Source organism: Enterococcus sp. DIV1767 (assembly GCF_050542585.1).
GTDB lineage: Bacteria > Bacillota > Bacilli > Lactobacillales > Enterococcaceae > Enterococcus_D > Enterococcus_D innesii.
The window spans coordinates 1800153-1823941 of sequence record NZ_CP172936.1 but is presented as its reverse complement, the minus strand read 5'-3'; the positions used below and the strand labels follow the sequence as shown (position 1 = coordinate 1823941).

Below are 23789 nucleotides of genomic sequence, written 5' to 3'. Positions count from 1 at the left end.
TCGTCTTTATGAACCCGACTCTATGCTGTCGAACCGTTCAAGACGAATGATTGTTTTTTGATTTTAATGCAAGACATTTTGCAGCCAAAGGGCTAAAATTGATAATAAGAGACTCAATTGCCTTTAAGGAGGGAATGACTATGCAAAACTATCTTTATGCAATCAGTGATATTCATGGAATGGCCGATCTTTTTAAAAGTCTTCTTGCGGAATATGATCCTAAAATCCATCAGTTGCTTTTGATTGGTGATCTAAATGACCGAGGACCAAAGTCCAAAGAGTGTTTAATGCTCGGAAAGAAATTAGTTGAAGAACATCAAGCGATTTATTTACGTGGCAATCATGAAGAGTATTTTCTGCAATTTCTAAATGCCCCAGAGGATTGGTTCGCCGCCTACGTACGCAATGGCGGCAAAGAAACGATTGAAAGTCTTTTACATTCAGGAGCTACTGAAGAGTATTCTCCAACGGAAATTGCCTTGATGATCCGAAGTAGATATGGAGACTTAATAGAGTTTTTGATGGAGCGGCCGCTTTATTACGAATGGGGGAAGTATCTTTTTGTCCATGCGGGCGTGGATTTAAGTAAAAAAGATTGGCGGAAGACCGCCGACCACGATTTTATCTGGATTCGCGAGCCATTTCATAAAGGAAAAAACCGTACAGGAAAAACGATCGTTTTTGGTCATACCATCACGCCAATGCTGCATGGAGATATGCAGACGACGGATCTTTGGCAACAAGATGACAAAATCGGCATCGATGGCGGGGCAGTATTTGGTGGATCGGTGCATGGCGTGATTTTTGATGAGAAAGGGATCGTTCAGGATATCGAATACCAAAATTTAGCAGGCCCTTGGCAACCAGACTTTTAAAAGTCTTTTTTGAAAAGTCAAAAGCAGCCATAACAAGAGTCGTGAAAGCAACGTTGTTTTCGTGCAATCTTGTTCGCTCAATGGCTGTCTTTTTTATGTTAAAATAGCAAAAGCAACAAAGGAAAGGTGAGAACAAATGGCAGAAATGAATCAAGAGGTACTTGATTTAGTGAAACAAGAATTAACCGCTTTTACCCAAAAACAAATCAGTACGGTGTTGCAGTTATTGCAAGAAGGAAATACCGTCCCCTTTATTGCCCGCTACCGTAAAGAAATGACGAATGGACTTGACGAAGTTCAGATTCGAGAAATCGAAGAGCGATACCAGTACTTAGAAAACTTAGAGAAGCGCAAGCAAGAGGTTTTGCGTTTGATAGAAGAACAAGAAAAGCTAACGCCTGAACTATCTCAGGCGATTTTAGCTGCGACAAAAATGCAGGCCGTCGAGGACCTGTATCGTCCTTATAAACAAAAACGACGCACCAAAGCGACGATCGCTAAAGAAAACGGCTTGGAACCATTTGCTCAGTGGCTGTTAAGCTTTCCAAAAACAGGTGACGTACAAGAAAAAGCGGCCGAATTTATGAGTGATGCTGTTCCTACTGTAGAAGATGCCTTAGCAGGCGCGCACGAGATCATTGCAGAAGGCGTTGGTGACACTGCAGAGTTTCGTAGTTGGATCCGTAGCTATTACACAAACAAAGGGCTGTATCAAAGCACGGTCAAAAATGCTGAAAAAGATGAAAAAGGCGTTTACGAAATGTATTACGATTTCCAGCATCCTATCAATAAGATGGTATCCCACCGAATTTTAGCCACCAATCGTGGGGAACAAGAAGACATCTTGAAGGTCGCACTTGTGGCAGATGAAGAAAAAATCATGGATTACCTACGGCGTAAACTGATTACAAATAGTGATTCACCCGCAGCCAGTTTTGTTGAAGCTGCAGCTGCTGATGCGCTGAAACGTTTTATTTCACCAGCCATCGAACGAGAGATCCGCAATGAATTGACAGAAAAAGCCGACGAACAAGCCATTGCGATTTTTGGCGAAAATCTTCGCAATCTGTTGCTGCAGCCGCCACTAAAGGGCAAAGTCGTTTTAGGTTTTGATCCAGCGTATCGTACAGGCTGTAAACTAGCAGTCATTGATGAGACAGGAAAAGTACTAGCGATCGAAGTGATCTATCCTCATAAACCAGCGCCTATGAATAAGCGAGAAGCGGCTGGACCAGCGTTTCGTCGCTTATTGCAAACCTATAAAGTCGAGATGGTCGCAATCGGTAATGGGACGGCGAGTCGGGAATCAGAGCAATTCGTCGCTGAACAATTAAAATTGATCGATCAAGAAGTATATTATGTGATCGTGAATGAGGCAGGGGCTTCTGTTTATTCGGCCAGTCCGATCGCCCGGCAAGAATTCCCTGATCTGCAAGTGGAAGAACGCAGTGCCATCAGTATTGGTCGCCGTCTGCAAGATCCGCTGGCAGAATTAGTCAAAATTGATCCACAATCGGTGGGCGTCGGGCAATATCAGCATGACGTCTCACAAAAACGCTTAGCCGAACAATTGGATTTTGTCGTTGAAACAGTCGTCAACCAGGTAGGCGTTGATGTCAATACCGCAAGTGCGGCACTCTTACAGCACGTGGCTGGTCTAAATAAAACGACCGCTCAAAATATTGTGACTTATCGAGAAGAAAACGGGGTATTTACGCAGCGCAATCAACTGAAAAAAGTCCCTCGCTTAGGGCCAAAGGCCTATGAACAGGCGATCGGTTTTATGCGGATTCCTGGCGGAAAAGTCATTTTGGATAATACCGGGATCCATCCAGAAAGTTATGACACTGCTAAAGAAATTTTGGCGATCGCCGGCATTTCTTTAGCGGAACTAGGGAAAGAACAAATGGAAGAAAATAAAGCGAAGCTTGCCCAACTGCGCCCAGCAGAGCTTTCCGCAAAATTGTCAGTCGGGAAAGAAACCATCACGGATATCTTAAAGGCATTAATGCAGCCTGGGCGCGATATGCGAGATGAAATGCCAGCGCCATTATTGCGTAAAGATGTGTTGAGTATGGAAGATCTAAAACCGGGAATGGAACTGAAAGGAACGGTTCGAAATGTGATCGACTTTGGTGCCTTCGTCGATATCGGTGTCAAACAAGACGGACTGGTTCATTTGTCGAAGCTAAGCCGTTCGTTTGTAAAACATCCGAAAGATGTTGTTTCCGTCGGTGATGTCGTAACCGTTTGGATCGAGCAAGTAGATGTCAAAAAAGGCCGTATCAGTTTAACAATGGTCGATCCAGGAAATGCTAAATGACCCAACAAGAATTGCAGCGTTTGGTGGAAGAGCTGTCCCTGTCTGTTTTCAATAAACCATTCACGCATCGAGCGGTGTTTAATTCTCGCTTAAAAACAACCGGTGGCCGTTACCATCTAAGTGATCATCACTTGGATTTCAATCCAGCCATGCTCACAGAACACGGGATGGAGGTTTTTATCGGCATTATCAAGCATGAATTGTGTCACTATCATTTGCATTTAGCAGGTCTTGGTCACCGTCACCAAGACCCTGCCTTCAAGGCATTGCTGGCAAGAACGGGAGGCTTGCGATATGCACCTCCTGCCAAAAGGACAGCGAAACATCGCTATCAATGCCAAAATTGCGGCTGTGTGATTCGGCGGCAGCGACGTGTGGATATCAAAAAATATGTTTGTGGAAAATGTCGCGGACGTTTGCTAGAAATAGGAAATGATGAGAAAAGTCAAGTCGAAAAATAAAACTCGTTGCTATTTTTTTCATTTTGTATGATAATGTAGGTCGTGTGACAACCTGATATTTGTCAATACACGCGTTTTTTTACGACGCGGATTTGAGAAAAGAGGATTATAATAATGGAAAATCAAAACAAAATACATCATTTTGTTGGAATCAAAGGTTCCGGTATGAGTTCATTGGCTTTGATTCTGCACGAAAAAGGCTACCAAGTACAAGGCTCTGATGTGGAAGAATATTTCTTCACTCAACGTGATCTAGAAAAAGCAGCGATCAAATTGTTGCCTTTTGATAAAGCAAACATTCAACCAGAAATGGTCATTATCCAAGGAAATGCTTTCCCTGACACCCACGAAGAAATCGTACGAGCCAAAGAACTTGGCTTAGAAGTTACTCGTTATCATGACTTTATCGGCCAATTCATTCAGCCCTATACGAGTATTGCTGTGACGGGCTCTCACGGGAAAACCAGTACGACAGGCTTGCTTTCTCATGTCTTAAGCGGTATCCGTCCAACAAGTTTCTTGATTGGCGATGGTACCGGTCATGGGGAACCCGATGCGGAGTTCTTCTCGTTTGAAGCCTGTGAATACCGTCGTCATTTCTTAGCCTATTCACCGGATTATGCAATTATGACCAACATCGATTTTGATCATCCAGACTACTTCCACTCGATCGAGGATGTCTTCTCAGCCTTTCAATCGATGGCAAATCAAGTGAAAAAAGGCATTTTTGCTTTTGGTGATGATGAATACTTGCGTAAACTTGAAGCCGATGTCCCAATCTACTATTACGGGGTCAACGATAACGACGATGTTCAAGCTAAAAACATTGAACGCACCACCCAAGGTTCAGAGTTCGACGTCTTTATCCATGGTGAAAATATTGGCCATTTTGTCTTGCCAGCTTTTGGTCAACATAACATCAACAACGCACTCAGTGTGATCGCTGTGGCTTACAAAGAAGGATTGGACATGAAAGAAGTTGCTGCGGAGATGATTTCATTTCCTGGAGTGAAACGTCGCTTCAGTGAAAAAATTGTAGCGGATATGACGATCGTAGACGATTACGCCCATCATCCTGCAGAAATCAAAGCAACGATCGATGGCGCTCGCCAAAAATATCCAGAGAAAGAAATTATTGCTGTCTTCCAACCGCATACCTTTACTCGTACGATCGCTTTAATGGATGAATTTGCGGAAGCTTTGGATCTTGCAGACCATGTCTATCTATGTGACATTTTTGGATCTGCTCGTGAATCACGAGGAGATGTTAAAATTGAAGATCTAGGCAATAAAATTCAAAAAGGCGGAACTGTGATCAAAGAAGAGAACGTATCTCCGCTATTGGATCATCAAAATGCTGTCGTGATTTTCATGGGAGCAGGCGATGTGCAAAAATTTGAAACAGCCTATGAAAAACTATTAAGCAATACAACTCGTAACGTATTGTAATCAAAGACTCTTGTGGCGTTTTTGCTGCAAGAGTTTTTTTACCTTTGAAGTTTTTGCAAAAGCAGCACCGCGAACTTGCACTTTTGTCGGCATCTGATAGAATATACTCAGATGAAACTATTCTTTTTGGAGGAATTAAATTTTGAATATAGGAAAACCGCGAAAAATAGGGAAAAGTATTGAAGATATCGAGGAAGGCGATTCGTTATCCTTAACAGAATCGATCGAAGACAATCAACTGTTGTTATATTTAGGGCTTACTAATGATGCAAACCCTTTGTATATTCAACATGACTACACGCAAAATACTGAGTATCAGCGTCCCATCGTGCCATCCATTATGTTAATGGGGATCATCACTAGTGCCGTATCGAAACATTTGCCTGGTCCTGGCTCTCATGTAGTCAATTTTTCGGTGAACTTTATTGAACCTGTATATCATTATGAAACATTGACCTTTGAATTCGAAGTGATCAAAGTGGATAAAATGAAAGACGTGGTAACTATTTCGGTTGAAGCGATCAACACAGAAGATCATCGTATTTTAGATGCTGTGGTCATGGTCCAGCCGCCAAAAGCAGTAGCAGTAAATGAGGAGGAACAACAAGATGAATAATTTAAACAATGAAACCGTCCAAGCCCAAGGCTTAAATCGCTTTTATTCAAAAGTGTATTTATTCTTCGGCGTTGGGCTTGCGATCAGTGCGATTTCAGCCTATATTTTTGGGGAAGTCTTCCAAGCGCAAACCCTGCAATTTATCAGTAACTTTCCGCTAGGATTTACCGGTCTTTGGATCTTACAGATCATTCTAGTTATTGTATTAGGGGTGAAGGCGCAGAAAAATCCGTCCTTGACCGTTGCTGGCTTTTTAGTCTATTCGCTCTTGAATGGATTGACCTTGTCTGTGACACTGATGATCTATGACTTTGGATCGATCGTGGGGGCATTTGTTTCCGCAGCTGTCACTTTTGGTGTCATGTCAGCATTTGGGATCATGACCAAACGTGATCTAAGTGTGGTTGGACGTATCGGCTATGGTCTGTTGATCGGGATCATCATCTCGACGCTCTTGAATGTATTTATTTTACGCAGTCAACCGGTTGATTTCTTTTTATCGATCGTGACCGTCTTTGTCTTTATGGGGATCACCGCTTATGACAATCAACAAATCCGCAATGTATACTTCGCAACGAATGGTGGCGCAAATACTGGAGTGGCCGTTTTCATGGCACTACAACTGTATTTAGATTTTATCAACTTATTCCTTGCGTTATTGCGAATCTTTGGAAAAAACAACTAAAAAAAGTGCGAGGAAACTCGCCTTTTTTTTTGTATAAAATGAGAGAGAAAACAAAGCAATTCATCGCTTTTGTGCCCGTTCTTTGATAGAATAAAGAGGAACTTTTTGAGAAAAGGAGTAATCAAATGCCAAAAAATAAATTACTACTCGTTGATGGGAATAGTGTGGCTTTCCGTGCGTTTTTTGCGTTGCATAATTCATTAGAACGGTTTAAAAATGCCAATGGGCTGCACACAAATGCCATCTATGCGTTTCATACTATGTTTGAAAATGTGATGGCAAAAGAACAGCCAACACATGTTTTAGTGGCTTTTGATGCTGGAAAAACCACCTTCAGGACAGCGATGTATGAAGATTATAAAGGTGGACGTTCAAAAACCCCTGGGGAATTTAAAGAACAAATGCCTTACATTCGCGAATTGATCAACGCGTTAGGTGTTCAATACTACGAATTAGATAACTATGAAGCCGATGATATCATTGGCACATTGGCAAATAAAGTCGATAAAGAGCTATTTGATGTCGTCGTTTTATCTGGCGATCGCGATTTAACCCAGCTGGCAACGGAGCACGTGAAAGTTGACATTACGGTCAAAGGAGTTAGCGAAATTGAAAGTTATACGCCCGCTCATGTGGCTGAAAAATATGACGGCCTAACGCCCTTACAAATCATCGACATGAAAGGACTAGCTGGCGATGCTTCCGATAATATTCCCGGCGTCACCAAAATTGGTGAGAAGACAGCCATCAAGCTATTGAAAGAATATGGCTCTGTTGAGGGGATCTATGAACACATCGATGAAATGAAAAAAAGCAAGATGAAAGAAAACTTGATCAATGATCGTGAGATCGCCTTTCTTTCAAAACAATTAGCAACCATCGATGTGGATGCGCCCATTGAGGTCGATGTCGACAAACTCAAATATGAAGGCAAAGATTTAGAGAAATTGGTGCCATTCTACCAAGAAATGAACTTTAATAGCTTCTTAGATAAGCTGCAGATTACAGCTGAACCAGTTGAGATGGAAGACATTTTGTTTTCGGTCGTTGAAGAAGTAACGGAGGATATGTTCCAGGGAGACACAGCATTGTATGTCGAGATGATGGGGGATAACTATCATTTGGAAGACATCGTCGGTGTTGCTTGGGGCAATCAAGAAAAAATTTATGTCAGCAATCGTGAAGAATTGTTTGAAAGTCCAGTCTTTACCGATTGGTTAAAAGACGAGAAACGTAAAAAATTCGTCTATGATGCCAAACGCACGTACGTGGCGTTAAACCGGTACACGACAGCACCAAAAGGAATCGCTTTTGATGTTTTATTGGCAGCTTATCTTTTAGACACGAATGATACGAATAATGACATCGCAGGTGTTGCCGCTCACTATGGCTATGATGCGATCCAATCGGATGAAGCGATTTATGGAAAAGGCGCGAAAAAAGGGCTGCCGGCGGATGAGGAAGACTTCTTTGCTCATTTAGCCCGTAAAGTAGCGGCGATTACAAACCTAACCCCAAAACTTACAGAAGAATTGGCAGCGAAGAATCAAACAGCGCTATTTGAAGAAATGGAATTGCCTTTATCAATGATTTTAGCTGAGATGGAGATTACTGGAATCAAAGTTGATGCGTCTCGCTTGCATCAGATGAAGGGCGAATTTGCGCAACGGTTGCATGAAATTGAAGAAAAAATCTATGCCGAAGCTGGTGAAACCTTCAACTTAAACTCACCGAAACAATTGGGTGTGATTTTATTTGAAAAAATGGGCTTACCAGTTATTAAAAAAACCAAAACTGGCTATTCGACCGCAGTCGATGTGTTAGAACAACTAAAAGAGCAAGCACCGATCGTTGAAGATATTTTGACTTATCGTCAAATCGCTAAGATCCAATCAACCTATGTAGAAGGCTTATTAAAAGTGATCCAAGGAGATGGCAAAGTCCATACGCGATATGTGCAAACCTTGACCCAAACTGGTCGTTTAAGTTCTGTCGATCCAAACTTACAAAATATTCCGATTCGTTTAGAAGAAGGTAGAAAGATCCGCGAAGCCTTTGTGCCACGCGAAGCTGATTGGGTGATCTATTCTTCTGACTACTCTCAAATCGAATTACGGGTGTTGGCACATATTTCAGATGATACCCATTTGAAAGAAGCCTTTATCGAAGGTCAAGATATCCACTCAAGCACAGCGATGCGAGTCTTTGGTATCGAAAAAGCAGAAGATGTGACACCAAATATGCGTCGTCAAGCAAAAGCAGTCAACTTCGGTATCGTTTACGGTATTTCTGATTATGGCTTATCCCAGAATCTAGGAATCACCAGAAAAGCCGCCCAACAATACATCGATACGTATTTTGAAAAGTATCCTGGGGTGAAAACGTATATGGAGGATGTCGTTCGTGAGGCGAAGGACAAAGGGTACGTTGAAACCTTGTATCATCGCCGTCGTTACCTACCTGATATCAATTCGCGCAATTTCAATATTCGAACTTTTGCCGAAAGAACTGCCATCAATACACCGATTCAAGGCAGTGCGGCGGATATCTTAAAAATTGCCATGATCGATCTGGCGAAACGTTTGAAAGAAGAAAAATTAGCAGCAACGATGCTGCTGCAAGTACACGATGAATTAGTCTTTGAAGTACCTGAATCTGAATTGCCTCGTCTTGACGCTTTAGTGAAAGAAGTGATGGAGCAAGCCGTTGCATTGCATGTACCTTTACTGACAGACAGCAATTGGGGCAAAACATGGTACGATGCTAAATAAATGAGGTGAACAGAGGTGCCGGAATTACCAGAAGTTGAAACGGTCCGTAAAGGACTTGAAAAACTTGTTTTGAATAAAAGGATCGAATCGGTCGAGATCCTGTGGCCGCGAATCATCGAAAGTCCTGAAGTGCCGATCTTTTCGGCGCTTTTGAAAGGGCAACGCTTTGAAAAATTCGAACGACGCGGAAAGTTTCTGATTTTTAAATTGACAGATTATGATTTGATCTCACATTTGCGAATGGAAGGCAAGTATGAATATTTTGAGTCAGAACCAATTGTTGATAAACATACACATGTCATTTTCCATTTTACAGATGGCAGTCAGTTAAATTATCATGATGTAAGAAAATTTGGTCGTATGACCTTAGTGGATAAAGACCAAAGCGCAGCCTATAAAGGGATCATGCAATTAGGTCCTGAGCCTAAGCCTGAATTGTTTTTATTAGAAGCATTTGAACAAGGATTGAAGCGGTCTAAAAAAGCCATCAAACCGTTATTGCTTGACCAAAAGCTCGTTACTGGTTTGGGCAATATTTATGTAGATGAGGCGCTGTGGCAAGCGAAAATCCATCCAGAGCAACCAGCGGATTCATTAATGCCAACTGAAGTAGATGTGCTGCATGAAGCAATTATCGATGTCTTAGAACGAGCTGTTGAAGCAGGCGGAACCACCATTCGTACCTATCTCAATGCACTAGGAGAAGCCGGGAAATTCCAAATGTCATTAAATGTCTATGGCCAGACGGGCAATCCTTGTGGCAGATGCGGTACACCAATCGTCAAGATCAAAGTTGCCCAACGGGGGACACATTTTTGTCCTCAGTGCCAAAAATTGCATGTGAGGTCCAGCAAATGAGTTTTGTCTTAGGAGTCACGGGGGGGATTGCCACCGGAAAAAGTACCGCAGTCGCGCATTTTCGATCACTGGGTTTACCGATTATTGATGCCGATATCATCGCAAGAGAAGTCGTTGAACCGAATACGGAGGGCTTGCAGGCGGTGACGCAAGCCTTTGGTCCGCAGATTTTGACCGATGATGGACACCTAGATCGGCAAACCCTTGGTGCTTTGATTTTTAACGATCCAGAGAAACGCCGGATACTGAATCAGACGTTATCTCCTTTTATTCGACAAGAGATTTTGTCTCAGATCGAAGAAAAAAAGCAGGAAGTGCCATTGTTGATCGTTGACATTCCTTTGCTTTATGAAGCCGACTATGACCAATACATGGATCAAACCGCAGTCATTTATGTGCCAGAAGCCATTCAAAAAGAGCGGTTGATGGCACGCAATCAGTTGACTGAGCAAGAAGCGCAACAACGAATCGACAGTCAGCTGTCAATTGAGAAAAAGAAACAACGGGCCGATATTGTCTTTGACAATCAAGGAACGATCGCCCAACTCAATCAGCAGATCGATGATTGGTTTGCATCTATAAACAAATAGGTAAAGCAGCAGGTTCCCTTTCACAAAAGGAAACCTGCTGTCTTTTTTTGTACAACAGCAAATCTTCGTAATCTTACAAAGAACTATCGTTTCTGAAAAAAGTTGACTTGTGGCAAACATCATTGTGTGTCTAATGTTTACCATGCATTGATGCGTACCTCTTACTTGGGTGTCACAATGATTCGGTCACCTGTGAAGGGGTGAAGAAGGATCGGCTGATCATAAAAAGTAGTGAGAACCTCCTCAGTAAAAATGGCCTCTCGTTTACCTGCAGCATGGACCTTGCCGTTTTTTAGCATCAGCAAATGAGTGAAAAGCGGTAGCAACTCTTCTGTATGATGGGTAACGTAAAGAATGGTGGGTGTTTTTGTCAGCTTTGAAAAATCCTCCAATCGTGCTAACAGTTCTTCTCGCGCAAATAAATCAAGACCCGTACAAGGTTCGTCCAAAATCAGGATCTCTGGTTGTGCCATCATGGCACGTGCGATCATGACAAATTGTTTTTCTCCTTGTGAAAGAACGTGATAGGAACGATGGATCAGATGAGTCAGGCCCAAGTCAGCCAAAAGCGCTTTTGCTTGGTCTAATTGGTTTTCATCATAAGTTTCATAAAGACCAATACTGGAATAAAGCCCAGATAGAACGATCTCTTCAGTAAGATCTCGTCCATAAAATTTATTTTGTAAAGCGGAACTAACCCAACCGATGCGCCGTTGAAGATCCGGGACAGATGTTTTGCCATATCGTTCACCTAGGACTGTTCGTTGACCAGAAGAAGGCCATAAGGTTCCTGTTATCAGTTGCAATAGTAAGCTTTTGCCTGCGCCATTCAGGCCTAAAATCGCCCAATGTTCATTTTTTTTCACTTGCCAATTGATAGTTTCTAATAAAAATTGCTGGTTGCGAATGAATGAAACCTGTTGAAAATCAAGGACTGTCATCGATAATTGAACCTAATAAGGTTCTTCACCTCCATTTGTAAGAATATTCAGAAAATAATACCTGCTATTATAACACATCCTTCCAAATTTCGCTGGTTGGTTGGTATCGCATTCATATCTTTTGTCAGAATTCAGAATGCTTGTTATGATGAAACTATACAGGAGGGATGATAACTATGGGTACTTTTAAAGACGAAAAAGATGTGATCGTTGGCAAGGCTAAAGAAAAAATCGGTGAATGGACCAATAATGAAGAACTTGCCCATTCTGGAAAAGAACAAGCACACGAAGGTCAGATCAAGAAAGAGCACGATCAAAAAAGAGTCAACGAATTAGAAGATCAAAATGACGAGCGCGATGCCCGCAATGATCGAACTACCCCAGAAAATGTCAGCAGTGAAGAATTGTTGCGAGCTGAAAATCCTGATGCCAATAAAATTTCTTCTGCCGATCGTCGAGATGCAGACCAGCTGAAACATTATACTGGAATTGAAGATAAATTATAACTGAACACGGATGCCTTCGTCTTCTAGACGAGGCATTTTTTTGTTAATCAGAGTGGATGAAGAGTCAAGAGACTACTGCTCAGTTGACAATTGCTCAACATCTCATTATAATCCATTAAGATCGCATAGCGAGAAGCAAAGAAATTGGGAGGTGGTCATCAAATGCTAATTTATGCATTGTGTACGACTGTCAAGAAAGTAGAACAGCCGCGAGAATAAATGAGAAAATAGAAAGAAGGCTTTTCAATGATTGAACCTTACCAATTTCACGCGATTAAACACCAAGTGTACCAATTAGTCCGAACCTATCAATCGGTCAATGACCCTCGAACGATCAAAACGGTCGAATCGATGACCAAAGATGCAATTGAACAATTTTTTCCTGAAGAAGAAACCGCACCCCGAACCATTTTAGCTGCTTTCTTCCAACCAGGAATGACGATCAGCCGGAGTAACGAGCTGTTAGCTGAACTTAAAGAATACGTTCGCCCCTTTCAGGTGCCGACAACGAAGCAAATTGAAAAAATGTTTCGGAAAGTAAAAAAACTGAAAGTACCTGATTTTGCTTCCGTGGATTTGAAGGAAACCACTTATCTTGCCTGGGATGATATCGGTAGTCAAAGTAAGTTTATGATTATAGCCACTGAACAAGGGTTTACAGGGCTTCACGGTCATGTGTCAACCGAGGTCAAAAAAGGAATTTGTCCCTTGTGCCAGCAGGAAGGAAATGTGTCAATGTTTCTTTCTTTGACCAAAAGCAACGGCGATGGGACGTATACGAAACGCGGAAATTATATTTGCCGTGATAGTCAACAGTGTAATCAGCAGTTGGAGCAGCCGGAGAATTTGCATGAGTTTTTTTCTTTGCTGCAAATGAAAGATAAATAACGAAATGAAACGGCAGAAAGATTTCTGTCGTTTTTTTACATTGAAAAAAACAACAGTTATAACATTATTTAAATTTTGTATTAAATGAACAGAATAAACCACTTTGGCTATTGTACCAATGGATTTCATGTTATAATTAATCATAGAAATCGATGACTTTACGTGAAAACGTAAGCGCATAAGAGAGAAAATGAGGTGGAACTATGCAATGTCCAAAATGTCATCATAACAATTCGAGGGTAGTTGATAGTCGACAAGCCGATGATGGACGTGTGATTCGCCGTCGTCGTGAATGCGAAAATTGCGGCTATCGCTTTACAACATTTGAACGTATTGAAGAGGCACCCCTTCTTGTAATCAAGAAAAATGGTGCCCGTGAAGAATTTAACCGAGAAAAAATTTTACGGGGCTTGATTCGTTCTGCTGAAAAACGACCAGTGACAATGGATCAGATGGAAACGATCGTCGATCATGTTGAAAGCCGTGTTCGTGCTCTTGGAGAAAACGAAATTTCAACTACGCAAATTGGTGAATATGTGATGGAAGATTTAGTTGATTTAGATGAGATCGCGTATATTCGTTTTGCCAGTGTGTATCGGCAATTTAAAGACATGTCGGTTTTCTTAAAAGAACTGCAAGACATTGTCGAGAAAGCGAAAGAACCACAAGAATAGAGGGGGACAGCAAGTGGGCAATAGTTTACCGAATCAAACGTACAAAGTGTTTAAAAGCCGTCCACTTACAACGGAAGGAAAAGACGCCCTCATTTATTTGTATCAACCAATTATTGAAAGTGATGCTTTAGCATTGTATTTGACACTCGCAAGTGATGTCCAAGCCCAAACCTTTTATGGTGAGGAGGCGATAACGACGGTGCATTTAGATATCTTGAATGCCATGAATGCCGGAATGCCTCGCTTCATAAAAGCCAAGCAAAACTTAGAGGGCATTGGCTTGCTAAAGTCGTATGAGAAAGCAGATGCTCAAAACGGAAGCTCGTATCTGTATTGGTTGCAAGAACCGGTTCATCCAGCAGCGTTTTTTCAAGATGAATTGTATGCTTATCTTTTGTTGGAAAGAGTCGGGGAGCGTAAATTTAATCAACTGGTCAAGCTGTATCAACCAAAACAATGTTCTTTAACCGATTATCAGGAAGTGACTCAATCCTTCTCAGCCGCTTATGGGTTAAATACCGCTCGTTTTGCTTCCCAGGAAGAAACGCTACAGGCAGTCAGTGATTCTTTTCAGGAAACCAATGCGAACTTGGTGCTTGACGAAAAGCAGTTGGATTGGGACTTTCTTTTATATGAAGCGCAGCGCCGGTATATCCGTGCCGCTAATTTCACGCCAAGTTTTCGACAAAAGTTAGTTCTATACCATTCTTTATACGGCTATGATGTGTTGGAATTGTTGGATTTGATGGCGGACAATGTTTCTTTGACAACAGGCGAGATCGATCAGAAGAAGCTGGAGCAAGCGATCATGAAAAAATCGCGGCAGACCTTCACGAAAACAACAAAAAGGGAAGATCCTCAAGCAGAAAGCCAATTACGCCGCTTCAATACACTAAAGCAGAATGGTTTTTCAGAAAATGATGTATTATTGATTCAAGAAAGTGAAAACAATGCGCCAATCGCCTTTTTAAAAGCGATTAAAGCGGAGAAAAGCAGTTTTATGACAGATTCAGAACAATGGTTGATCAAAAGCCTTGTCGAACGATCACCATTACCGAATAGTGTGATCAATGTTTTGGTTCATTACGTTTTGGTAGTCCAAAACAACGCCGCTTTGTCAGGAAATTATGTAAATAATATTGCCGCTCAGTGGTCAGAATTAAAAATCGGTACGGCAGAAGATGCGATCAAACATGTCCGGAGTCTTGTTCGAAGTGCCAAGGAAAAGCGCAGCCGACCACAAACCAACGGAAAAAAAATCATTCGCGAAGAAAAGCTGCCTTCTTGGGCTGAAAAACCAGTGGAAGAGACAGCATTAACACCAGAGCGACAAGCAGAATTAGATAAAAAACTGCAAAACTACTTGCATAAGAAAGCTGGTGACAAGTAATGGAAGATGTAGGGAAAAACTTAGGAAAACTATTGGATAAACGCAATTACCGTGATCAGTTTTCAGCAATGATGGCAGAGGTTTTACAAGATCCTGATGTTAAAGCGTTTATTGCCGAAAATGAAGAGGTATTGACCGAAGCAGATATTCAAAAAAGCTATGCGAAACTGTATGAGTTCGTCCAAGAAAAGCGGAAATTCCGCATCAATGATCCATCCATGATCGCACCGGGCTATGAGCCGCGCTTAGCGTTAAATTTTCATTTTATTGACGTCACCTATGTACCAACGAAAGAACTACTGGCATATCAGAAGCAAGAAGAGATCCGCAGTCGCATCAAAGCGATGGATATGCCTAAAGATATACAAGAAGCAAGTTTTGCAGATTATCAGCAAACGCCTGGCCGAATGGAGGCCATCGCAGCTGCCGTTGATTTTATTAGTGAGTTGACAGCCAATCCACAGGAGTTTCATAAAGGACTGTACTTTGTGGGGAGTTTTGGGATCGGAAAAACCTATCTGCTTGGCGCGATCGCCAGAGATTTAGCGGAGGCAGGCTATACGACGACATTGGTTCACTTCCCGACATTTGCAGTAGAGATGAAACAAGCAATCGGCAAAGATCAGGTGGGGGATAAGCTGAATGCAGTGAAAAAAGCCCCCATTTTGATGATGGATGATATCGGTGCGGATGCGATGAGTAGTTGGATTCGTGATGAAGTCTTCGGTGTGATTCTGCAATACCGAATGCAAGAGCAACTCCCGACGTTTTTCACCTCGAATTTTACCATGCATGAGTTGGAACAGCATCTTTCGGTAACGCAACGCGGCGAATCCGAACCATTGAAAGCCAAACGTATTATGGAGCGTATTCGTTACTTGACACAAGAGATCCAAATGACGGGCAAAAATCGACGAAATGATGCCTAAAAAATGACTATTACTGGAGGAAGAAGATGATGAAAAAACAACTGATTCTAGGCTTGTCCTTAGCAACAGTGCTGCTGTTAACGGCTTGTGGCAGTCCCGAAAACAACAATGCATCAAGTGGCGATAACACGCCTTCTGAATCAAGTGAGAATGCTAGTTCCGTTGCCAATAATTCTTCAGAGAGCGAAACAGCGACGGTTTTTACTGGTATTATCCAAGAAGATGCCCAAGCAGGTTCGGATGATACCTTTCAATTATTTTTGAAAGACGTAGCGGCTGTTGAAGATGAGGATCAAGTCGTCCAAAGTTTTCAAAATGATGGGGTCATTCTCCATGTCCCAGTCGAGGCCTATTCAGGAGAGATCGAGGAGTTAGTTGAAGGAGACAAGGTCCAAGTGTCGCTGCAAGGCGTCCCGATCATGACGATGTCGATCCCACCGCAAATTCCCGGCAACTCGATTCAAAAGGTTGAATTAGTGAAGGATTAATGCAATGTGCGCCTTGGCAATGGCACCACAGTCAAGACGCACATTTTTTTCTATTTTTGGAAAGCGTGTTATACTACGAAAGAAGGAGTGACAATATGAACGAACATGCATTATCGGATCGTTTGGCTTGCGTGGGCGAACAAATTCCCGACCAAGCACGTATCGCCGACATCGGCTCCGACCATGCTTATTTACCTGTGGCATTAATGCTGCAGAACAAAATCACTTATGCTGTAGCTGGAGAAGTCGTTCAAGGACCTTATGATTCTGCCAGTAAACAAGTACGTAAAAACGGGCTCACAGAGAAGATCGTGGTGCGCTTAGCAGACGGATTGGACGCTGTTCAGCCAGCAGATGAGATCGACACGGTTGTTGTTGCTGGAATGGGCGGCACACTGATACGTTCGATTTTAGAAGAAGGAAGCCGGAAAAATCGCTTAGCGGGGGTCAAACGTTTGGTCTTACAACCGAATGTTGGCGAAAGGACCTTGCGAGAATGGCTTGTTGATCACAATTTTACGATCATTCATGAAGTGCTGTTAGAAGAAAATGATAAAAATTATGAAATCATCGTTGCGGAAACTGGAAAAGCGACGTACACGACCCAGCAATTATTTTTTGGTCCTTTTTTATTAAAAGAAAAAAATCCAGTTTTCCTAAAAAAATGGCAGCATGAATTGAAGCAGCGTCAACGAGTGGTCAAAGAGTTAGAGAAAGCCAAAGAACCACCTGCTGAGAAAATGAATGAATTGAAGGAACAAATCGAATGGATCAAGGAGGTGTTGGCATGATTTCTGGTCAAGAATTTATCAAACGCTTTGAAGCATACTGCCCGTTATGGTTGGCAGAAGAAGGCGATCCTGTTGGTCTACATGTTGGCACATTAAACAAACCGCTCGAGCGAGTCATGATGACTCTTGATGTACGTCCAGAAGTGGTGGCAGAAGCCATCGAGAAAAAGATCGACTTGATCATTGCCAAACACCCACCGATCTTTCGGCCTTTGAACCGCTTGCTGACAGATGATCCACAACAAAAGATGCTAATGGATCTCGTCAAGCATGATATCGCCGTTTACGCTGCCCACACCAATATGGATATTATTGAAGATGGTTTGAACGATTGGTTTTGTGAACTATTAGAAGTTGAACCCGACACGTATTTGAAGCAAACCCATCAAGTAAAAATGAAGAAACTAGCTGTTTTTACCCCTGTTGAATCGGCACCAGCGTTACGAAAGGCATTAGGTAAAGCTGGCGCCGGTCAGCAAGGCAATTATCAAAATACCAGCTATTCCTTGATTGGCACCGGTCGCTTTACGCCGCAACAAGCTGCTCATCCAGCGATTGGTGAGATTGGAAAAGAAGAACAGGTGCAAGAAGCGAAAATCGAAGTCATTTTTCCAGAAACGATCGAGAAAAAGGTGCTTTCGGCAATGATCGCCGCGCATCCATATGAAGAGCCGGCTTATGATCTGTATGCCTTAGACAATTTGCCGAAGACTTATGGGATCGGGCGGGTTGGTAACCTTGCTGAACCTCTTTCCCTTGATCAGTTTGTTGCACGTGTCAAAGAACGCTTTGGTTTGTCTGCTTTACGCCTCGTCAGCTTTCCTGATGCACCTGAAAAAATTCAGCGAATCGCCATTTGCGGCGGCAGTGGCCAATCCTTTTATTCGGATGCCTTACGCCATCAAGCGGATGTGTACATCACTGGCGATATCAGTTACCATTTTGCCCATGACATGCAAGCCAATGGGTTGATCGGGATCGATCCAGGGCATAACATCGAAAAGGAATGTATTCCTCGGTTTATTGAGAAATTCAACCAGTGGAAAGCAGAAGAGAACTGGGCTGTGACCTTTGTTCCTTCCACCACTTCAACAAATCCATTTGACTATAGATAGGAGAATTATTTATGTACGAAAATTTATTGCCTCGCTTTTTGAACTATGTAAAAACAGAAACCCGTTCGGATGCAACAAGCACGACAACACCTTCCACCGAAACACAGGTCGCTTTTGCTAAAGAACTGCAAAAAGAACTAGAAGAATTAGGATTAAGCGATGTTCACTACAACGAATCCAATGGTTTCGTGATTGGGACATTGCCAAGTAACGTGGATCATGACGTACGCTCCATTGGATTTATCGCCCATATGGATACGGCCGATTTTAATGCAGAAAATGTTGATCCGCAGATCATCGAAAATTACGATGGCGAATCGACCATTAAATTAGATAAAGAAGGAAAATACACATTAAACACAAAAGATTTTCCGAATTTAAAAAATTATGCTGGCGAAACCTTGATCACTACTGATGGTACCACTTTATTAGGTTCTGACGATAAATCAGGTATCGCAGAAATCATGACAGCTATGGAAATCTTACTTAAAAACCCAACGATCAAACATGGGGAAATCAAAGTCGCTTTTGGCCCTGATGAAGAAATTGGTGTTGGTGCAGATAAGTTCGATGTTGAAGATTTCAATGTTGATTTTGCCTATACAATGGATGGCGGTCCAGTAGGAGAATTGCAATATGAAACCTTTAATGCGGCGCAAGCTGAAATCACGATCCAAGGAAAAAATGTCCACCCAGGAACTGCGAAGGACACCATGATCAACGCTTTGCAACTAGCAGTCGATTTTCAAAATACGCTACCGGCTGATGAAGTTCCTGAGAAAACCGAAGGGACAGAAGGGTTCTTCCATTTGATGAGCCTCAGTGGCTCAGTAGAAGAAGCGAAAATGGCATACATTATTCGAGATCATGACCGGACCCGTTTTGAAGAAAGAAAAGAACAATTATTAGCGGTTCAAGAAAGCTTGAATGCCCGCTTTGATGAACCGCGAGTGCACGTTCATCTATATGATCAATACTACAACATGAAAGAAATCATCGAAAAAGATATGAGTATCATTGATTTAGCAAAAGATGCGATGGAAGCAGTGGGAATCACTCCGGTAACAGAACCTGTTCGTGGTGGGACCGATGGGTCGAAAATCTCCTATCTAGGGATTCCAACACCGAATATCTTTGCTGGTGGAGAAAATATGCACGGTCGTTATGAGTTCGTCTCGCTACAATCAATGATGAAGGCGACCGATGTGATCGTGAAAATCGTCGAACTGAATGCTCAAGCATAAACGTTGCTTTTGATTTGATGGAATAAATGAAAAACTCTTGGGCTGGGAACTCTTCACGCAGGTCTTGCGTAAGACCCGGCCTTTTTAGGATGTGAATAGGATGAAAATTCTCGTTTTATACAATGATACAGCGGGGAAAAGTGAAGCAAAAGAAACAGCAGAAAAATTCCAAGCCTATGTGAAAGAACAAGGCGAAGAGCATCAAGCGTTCTTGCAGGCCTCAAATCCAGACGTGGATCCAAAAGACGTTCGAGAGGCTGCCAAAAAACACGCAGTCGATACGATTGTGATCATCGGCGGAGATGGCACGATCCATCATGGGCTGCAAACCTTCAAAGAAAAGCTGGATGAGCTGAAGATCGGGATCATTCCTGGAGGAACGGTAAATAATTTCGCTCGAATGTTGGGTATACCAGTCAAACCAGAAGAAGCGTTTGAGAATGTTTTAACAGGGGCTGAACGTCCGATCGATTATGGGATGGTCAATGATCAAGTAATGATCTCGACGATGACCATTGGTCTTCTGGCAGATACCGCCGCCGCAACTTCCCAAGAAGAAAAACAGCAGTATGGGCCGTTAGCGTTTATGAAACGGTTCATTCATCTGTTGATCAAAAAGAAACAATACAAATTAGAAGTTATTGCTGACGAACGGAAATGGCAGGGAAAAAGTCAATTACTGACAATCGTTATGTCAAATTCAGCAGGTGGGTTTAAGAACTTTGATGAAGAAGCAAAACCTGATGACGGGTTGTTTCATGTCATTCTTTTGCCAAAACTGAATATTTTACGGTTTATTTTGTATCTACCAAGAATTATTCGTGGTAGAATTGCCAAAGTCCCAAGTGTTGAATATTTCACTGCCGCAAAGGTCTCAATAAAGGCCAAAGAAAAAACGGTTCATACTCGAACCGATGGCGACCCAACGGATGATCTGCCGATTGAGATGAAAGTCATCAAACATGGGTTGACGATGCTGGTACCTGAGGAAGCAAAAGAATCAAAATAATGGTCCCTACGATCAATCATATGGAGGAAATGGATGAATGCACTGATTTACAATCCATTGTGGTTTTATTTAATTGCAGTCAATCTTTATCTTTTCTGTCTGATGGGGTATGATAAATATCAGGCAGTGAAACAAGGTTGGCGGGTTCCCGAAGCAAATCTCCTTTTTATGGGGGCGATTGGCGGCGGATTAGGCGGTTTAATTGCGCAACGCGTATTTCGCCACAAAACAAGAAAGAAGAAGTTTCACCTCTTTTTTGCTTTTGGCACCGTTTTTGCTATCCTGCTGATGGTCTTTTTTGCATAAATTCGGTATAACAAGCAAGGAGTTAATATGAAAACTAAAGTGAAGTTCGCCCTTAATTTACTTTTACTAGTAGGGATTCTGGGTGTGATGTATTTTTTTGTCCGTAACTCGATGATGGATATTTTGGCGGGGCTAAGAGAGACCAGCTTTCTCGTCGTCTTATTAGTTATGGGACTTGGCACATTGTACCTGGTGATCGAAGGACGGACAGTGAAAGAGATCGCTGTGACGTTTCAACCGGAATTTACTACTAAGGCAGGCTTTTTAACGGTTTGTTACAGTGGTTTTTACCGGATCGTGACGTTTGGGGCGGGCACCTTGATCTCAGAGGTGAATTTTTATCGTAAAAATGGTTTGCAATTGTCACAAGGGGTTGGTGTCACCACCTTACACATGGTGATGTATAAGTTTGCCATATTGACATATGCAATCGCTGGGTTGATTATTCAATTCTCGCTATTCTATGACAATGCGCCGAATATGATTTGGGTAATTTTGGTGGGGATCGTACTCGTCTTTTTGATCATTGCCGCTTTATTGGCACTTTCTGTCAGTATCAACATTCAAGTCTTTTTTGTGATCATCAGCAATAAGCTGTTCAAAAGTGCAACGTTAAGAGGGATCGTTGACAAATGCAACACCCAGATCTATTCTTTGCGAGAAACGGTCAACGCAATCATTACCGACCGCACCGCTTTCTTGCGCATCTACCTTTGGAATCTTTTGAAGATGCTACCTTGGTATGTGATTCCTTACGTGATTCTTGTTGTGCAGCATCCAGAGATCGATTTCTTATTGACGTTATCCTTCATCAGCTTTGCCGTCGTCTTGTCCGGGGTGATCCCAACACCGGCGGGGATCGGATCATTTGAATTTATTTATATGCTGCTTTTTGGTCCATTAGTTGGCACGGTCGATGCTGCGTCTTCCATGCTGCTGTATCGCTTAGCGACATTCATTTGGCCCTTCATTATTGGCTTTGCATATGTAATGAAAGAAAAGCGCAAAGATATCAGCCAAGAGTTGACTGAATTAAGAAAAGAAAAAGTGGAAAGTTAAAAACACGCTTATCTTCGAGTAGAGGATAAGCGTGTTTTTTAGTCTTTCAAATCAATGATCCGATCAACAAAGGATTCATAAAATTCAGCTTCATGGGAAACGATCAGAACGGTTCCAGGAAAGGCTGCCAGGGTTTCTTCCAAATTGTTTTTCGTGTCTTGATCGATATGGTTGGTCGGCTCATCAAGAATCAAAAAGTTGCTTTTGATCAACATCATTTCAGCTAACTTCACTTTTGTCTGTTCGCCACCACTTAATAATTTCAATTCTTCCTGGGCTAATTGGCTAGGTAATCCCGCCCGAGAAAGTTGCCGCCGCAATTCTTTGTTAGTGGCCTTTGGGAAAAGATCCTCAAGGTATTGAAGAGGGGTCTGCAAGGGATATTCCCAGTCCAGGTCTTGAGAAAAGTAATTAAACTTTGTATGCTGCGGGTAAGAAACGGTTCCTTCAATTGCAGGGATCACACCGAGAATCGTTTTGATCAATGTTGATTTACCGATCCCATTAAATCCCCGAATCGCAATTTTTTCGCCATAGCGGATCGTTAGGTTGATTGGGGAGAGTAAGGGCTTTTGGTCGTACCCAATCACTAGATTGGTCGTCTCTAATGCCAAGGTCGTAACGATCGGTGCCAAATCAAATCCTAGATGCGGTTTAGGGACATCTTGGGGTGGAGTCAAGCGTTCGATTTTTGCCAATTGTTTTTCACGACTCTTTGCCATTGTTGAACGAGAACCAGCTTTGTATTTACGAATATAGCTTTCAGTTTTCTTGATATGCTCTTGCTGTGCTTCGTATTGCTTCATGTAGCTTTCGTTTTGCAACGTTTTTAGTTTTAATGCTTTGTCTAAATTCCCAGTATACTTAGAAAGCTTGCCAAATTCGATATCAATGATATGGGTCGTGATTTCATTCAAGAATTGACGATCATGAGAAACGACTAAGTAGGTACCAGTAAAGTTTTGTAAAAATTCAACTAACCATTTGATATGTTCATCATCTAGGTGGTTGGTTGGTTCATCCAAAATCAGCATGTCGGGTTTTTCTAAGAGCATTTTCGCTAAAATCAGTTTCGAGCGTTGACCACCACTTAAGGAAGCAAGGGGCGTATCCATGCCGAGAACCGAAATACCTAACCCTTCTGCTAAATCATCGATCAATGTATCCATTTGGTAGAAATTTCCTTGATCCAGTTGATTTTGCAATTCGCCCGCTTTTTCTAAAAGCTTATCGTCGAGACTTTCGCCATAAGCAGTATAAAGATCGGCGATCTGTTGTTCTTTTTCGAAGTCTTCTACAAAGGCAGAGCGCAAAAAATCACGGATCGATTGCGTTTCATCAACATTGACGTATTGATCCAAATAGCCCATTTTCAAATTTTTCGGAAATTGAACAAAGCCATCGTCAGGGAGAATTTCTCCTGTAATGATTTTGATTAAAGTACTTTTGCCAGCGCCGTTCCGTCCAATCAAACCGACTTTTTCCCCACGGTTGATTTGAACGGAAACATCTTCGTAAAGCAATTTGTCGCCAAATTGTTGGCTAATATTCGTTAATGTTAACATCGTTTCCTCCATATAAAAAAGCTGTAAACAGTAGACGTTACAGCTAAGTAGATAATCTTACTGAATAAAATACGCCAAAAAGCGCTTAAAACGATCAGGAAAATCGGTTGTTCCTGACCAATCACGACCTAGCATACCATTGCTACTTCCCATCTGTCAATTTTCATGAAATAATACTGAAAAAATTTTTGATGTTCGAGGGAAAACTTTTGACCATTACTGACCAATATTGTATAATAGAAGAGTAGAAAAAAGG

23 protein-coding genes are annotated in these 23789 nt (G+C 42.0%); 21 read left to right on the top strand and 2 right to left on the bottom strand.

Going from position 1 to position 23789, the window contains the following annotated elements; translation table 11 throughout:
• The first annotated feature begins 140 nt into the window (after positions 1-140).
• From IGI78_RS08810 to coaE, 9 genes are all read left to right on the top strand, one after another.
• The gene (locus IGI78_RS08810; protein WP_077454530.1) at positions 141-875 is read left to right on the top strand and encodes a metallophosphoesterase family protein; all 735 of its coding nucleotides are present in this window, start codon (positions 141-143) and stop codon (positions 873-875) included.
• A gap of 136 nt (positions 876-1011) precedes the next feature.
• On the top strand, positions 1012-3198 hold the full coding sequence (locus IGI78_RS08805) for a Tex family protein (protein WP_086292317.1): 2187 nt from the start codon (positions 1012-1014) through the stop codon (positions 3196-3198).
• A complete protein-coding gene (locus IGI78_RS08800; protein ID WP_077454528.1) occupies positions 3195-3659 on the top strand; it encodes a SprT family protein in 465 nt (154 codons plus the stop codon). Before IGI78_RS08805 ends, IGI78_RS08800 begins: the two co-directional genes overlap by 4 nt.
• Positions 3660-3773: 114 nt before the next feature.
• Positions 3774-5108 (top strand): UDP-N-acetylmuramate--L-alanine ligase, encoded by a 1335-nt coding sequence (gene murC, locus IGI78_RS08795; RefSeq protein ID WP_077454527.1) that lies wholly within the window; start codon positions 3774-3776, stop codon positions 5106-5108.
• 142 nt (positions 5109-5250) lie between these two features.
• Entirely contained in the window at positions 5251-5724 is a 474-nt protein-coding gene (locus IGI78_RS08790) for a MaoC family dehydratase (protein WP_005235769.1), read from the top strand.
• Entirely contained in the window at positions 5717-6409 is a 693-nt protein-coding gene (locus IGI78_RS08785; RefSeq protein ID WP_074535957.1) for a Bax inhibitor-1/YccA family protein, read from the top strand. Before IGI78_RS08790 ends, IGI78_RS08785 begins: the two co-directional genes overlap by 8 nt.
• 125 nt (positions 6410-6534) lie before the next feature.
• On the top strand, positions 6535-9180 hold the full coding sequence (gene polA / locus IGI78_RS08780; protein ID WP_086292321.1) for a DNA polymerase I: 2646 nt from the start codon (positions 6535-6537) through the stop codon (positions 9178-9180).
• A gap of 15 nt (positions 9181-9195) precedes the next feature.
• Positions 9196-10038 carry a DNA-formamidopyrimidine glycosylase gene (mutM, locus tag IGI78_RS08775; RefSeq protein ID WP_081118578.1) on the top strand — a complete coding sequence of 281 codons (843 nt, stop codon included), beginning with the start codon at positions 9196-9198 and terminating at the stop codon, positions 10036-10038.
• Entirely contained in the window at positions 10035-10628 is a 594-nt protein-coding gene (gene coaE / locus IGI78_RS08770) for a dephospho-CoA kinase (protein ID WP_086292322.1), read from the top strand. The genes mutM and coaE overlap by 4 nt, the downstream gene beginning before the upstream one ends.
• Positions 10629-10789: 161 nt before the next feature.
• On the opposite strand, the gene IGI78_RS08765 is transcribed toward coaE, so the two are convergent.
• Complete coding sequence (locus tag IGI78_RS08765) at positions 10790-11569, bottom strand: ABC transporter ATP-binding protein (RefSeq protein WP_195265082.1); 780 nt, start codon at positions 11567-11569, stop codon at positions 10790-10792.
• A 176-nt stretch (positions 11570-11745) separates the two neighbouring features.
• Between IGI78_RS08765 and IGI78_RS08760 the strand changes: the two genes are divergently transcribed.
• From IGI78_RS08760 to IGI78_RS08705, 12 genes are all read left to right on the top strand, one after another.
• Positions 11746-12075, top strand: coding sequence for a hypothetical protein (locus IGI78_RS08760; RefSeq protein WP_008380072.1), 330 nt, complete (start codon positions 11746-11748; stop codon positions 12073-12075).
• 246 nt (positions 12076-12321) lie between these two features.
• Complete coding sequence (locus IGI78_RS08755) at positions 12322-12963, top strand: FusB/FusC family EF-G-binding protein (protein ID WP_195265084.1); 642 nt, start codon at positions 12322-12324, stop codon at positions 12961-12963.
• Between the two features lie 203 nt (positions 12964-13166).
• Entirely contained in the window at positions 13167-13637 is a 471-nt protein-coding gene (gene nrdR, locus IGI78_RS08750) for a transcriptional regulator NrdR (protein ID WP_005226004.1), read from the top strand.
• A gap of 13 nt (positions 13638-13650) precedes the next feature.
• Complete coding sequence (locus IGI78_RS08745) at positions 13651-15027, top strand: replication initiation and membrane attachment family protein (protein ID WP_195265085.1); 1377 nt, start codon at positions 13651-13653, stop codon at positions 15025-15027.
• Positions 15027-15956 (top strand): primosomal protein DnaI, encoded by a 930-nt coding sequence (dnaI, locus tag IGI78_RS08740; protein WP_005226006.1) that lies wholly within the window; start codon positions 15027-15029, stop codon positions 15954-15956. The genes IGI78_RS08745 and dnaI overlap by 1 nt, the downstream gene beginning before the upstream one ends.
• A gap of 26 nt (positions 15957-15982) precedes the next feature.
• Positions 15983-16444 carry a hypothetical protein gene (locus IGI78_RS08735; protein WP_140964789.1) on the top strand — a complete coding sequence of 154 codons (462 nt, stop codon included), beginning with the start codon at positions 15983-15985 and terminating at the stop codon, positions 16442-16444.
• A gap of 95 nt (positions 16445-16539) precedes the next feature.
• Entirely contained in the window at positions 16540-17235 is a 696-nt protein-coding gene (locus IGI78_RS08730; RefSeq protein ID WP_086292329.1) for a tRNA (adenine(22)-N(1))-methyltransferase, read from the top strand.
• Positions 17232-18350: a Nif3-like dinuclear metal center hexameric protein gene (locus tag IGI78_RS08725; protein ID WP_313263704.1), complete on the top strand. Its 1119-nt coding sequence runs from the start codon at positions 17232-17234 to the stop codon at positions 18348-18350. The genes IGI78_RS08730 and IGI78_RS08725 overlap by 4 nt, the downstream gene beginning before the upstream one ends.
• A gap of 11 nt (positions 18351-18361) precedes the next feature.
• Complete coding sequence (gene pepT, locus IGI78_RS08720; RefSeq protein WP_096742748.1) at positions 18362-19594, top strand: peptidase T; 1233 nt, start codon at positions 18362-18364, stop codon at positions 19592-19594.
• Between the two features lie 100 nt (positions 19595-19694).
• Positions 19695-20603, top strand: a complete 909-nt coding sequence (locus IGI78_RS08715; RefSeq protein WP_081118568.1) for a diacylglycerol/lipid kinase family protein — start codon at positions 19695-19697, stop codon at positions 20601-20603.
• A 33-nt stretch (positions 20604-20636) separates the two neighbouring features.
• Positions 20637-20909 (top strand): DUF1294 domain-containing protein, encoded by a 273-nt coding sequence (locus IGI78_RS08710; protein ID WP_005235800.1) that lies wholly within the window; start codon positions 20637-20639, stop codon positions 20907-20909.
• A 27-nt stretch (positions 20910-20936) separates the two neighbouring features.
• Entirely contained in the window at positions 20937-21968 is a 1032-nt protein-coding gene (locus IGI78_RS08705) for a lysylphosphatidylglycerol synthase transmembrane domain-containing protein (protein ID WP_081118567.1), read from the top strand.
• Positions 21969-22006: 38 nt separating this feature from the next.
• Here the strand turns inward: IGI78_RS08705 and IGI78_RS08700 are convergent, their stop codons facing one another.
• Complete coding sequence (locus IGI78_RS08700; RefSeq protein WP_086292335.1) at positions 22007-23533, bottom strand: ABC-F family ATP-binding cassette domain-containing protein; 1527 nt, start codon at positions 23531-23533, stop codon at positions 22007-22009.
• Positions 23534-23789 lie beyond the last annotated feature (256 nt).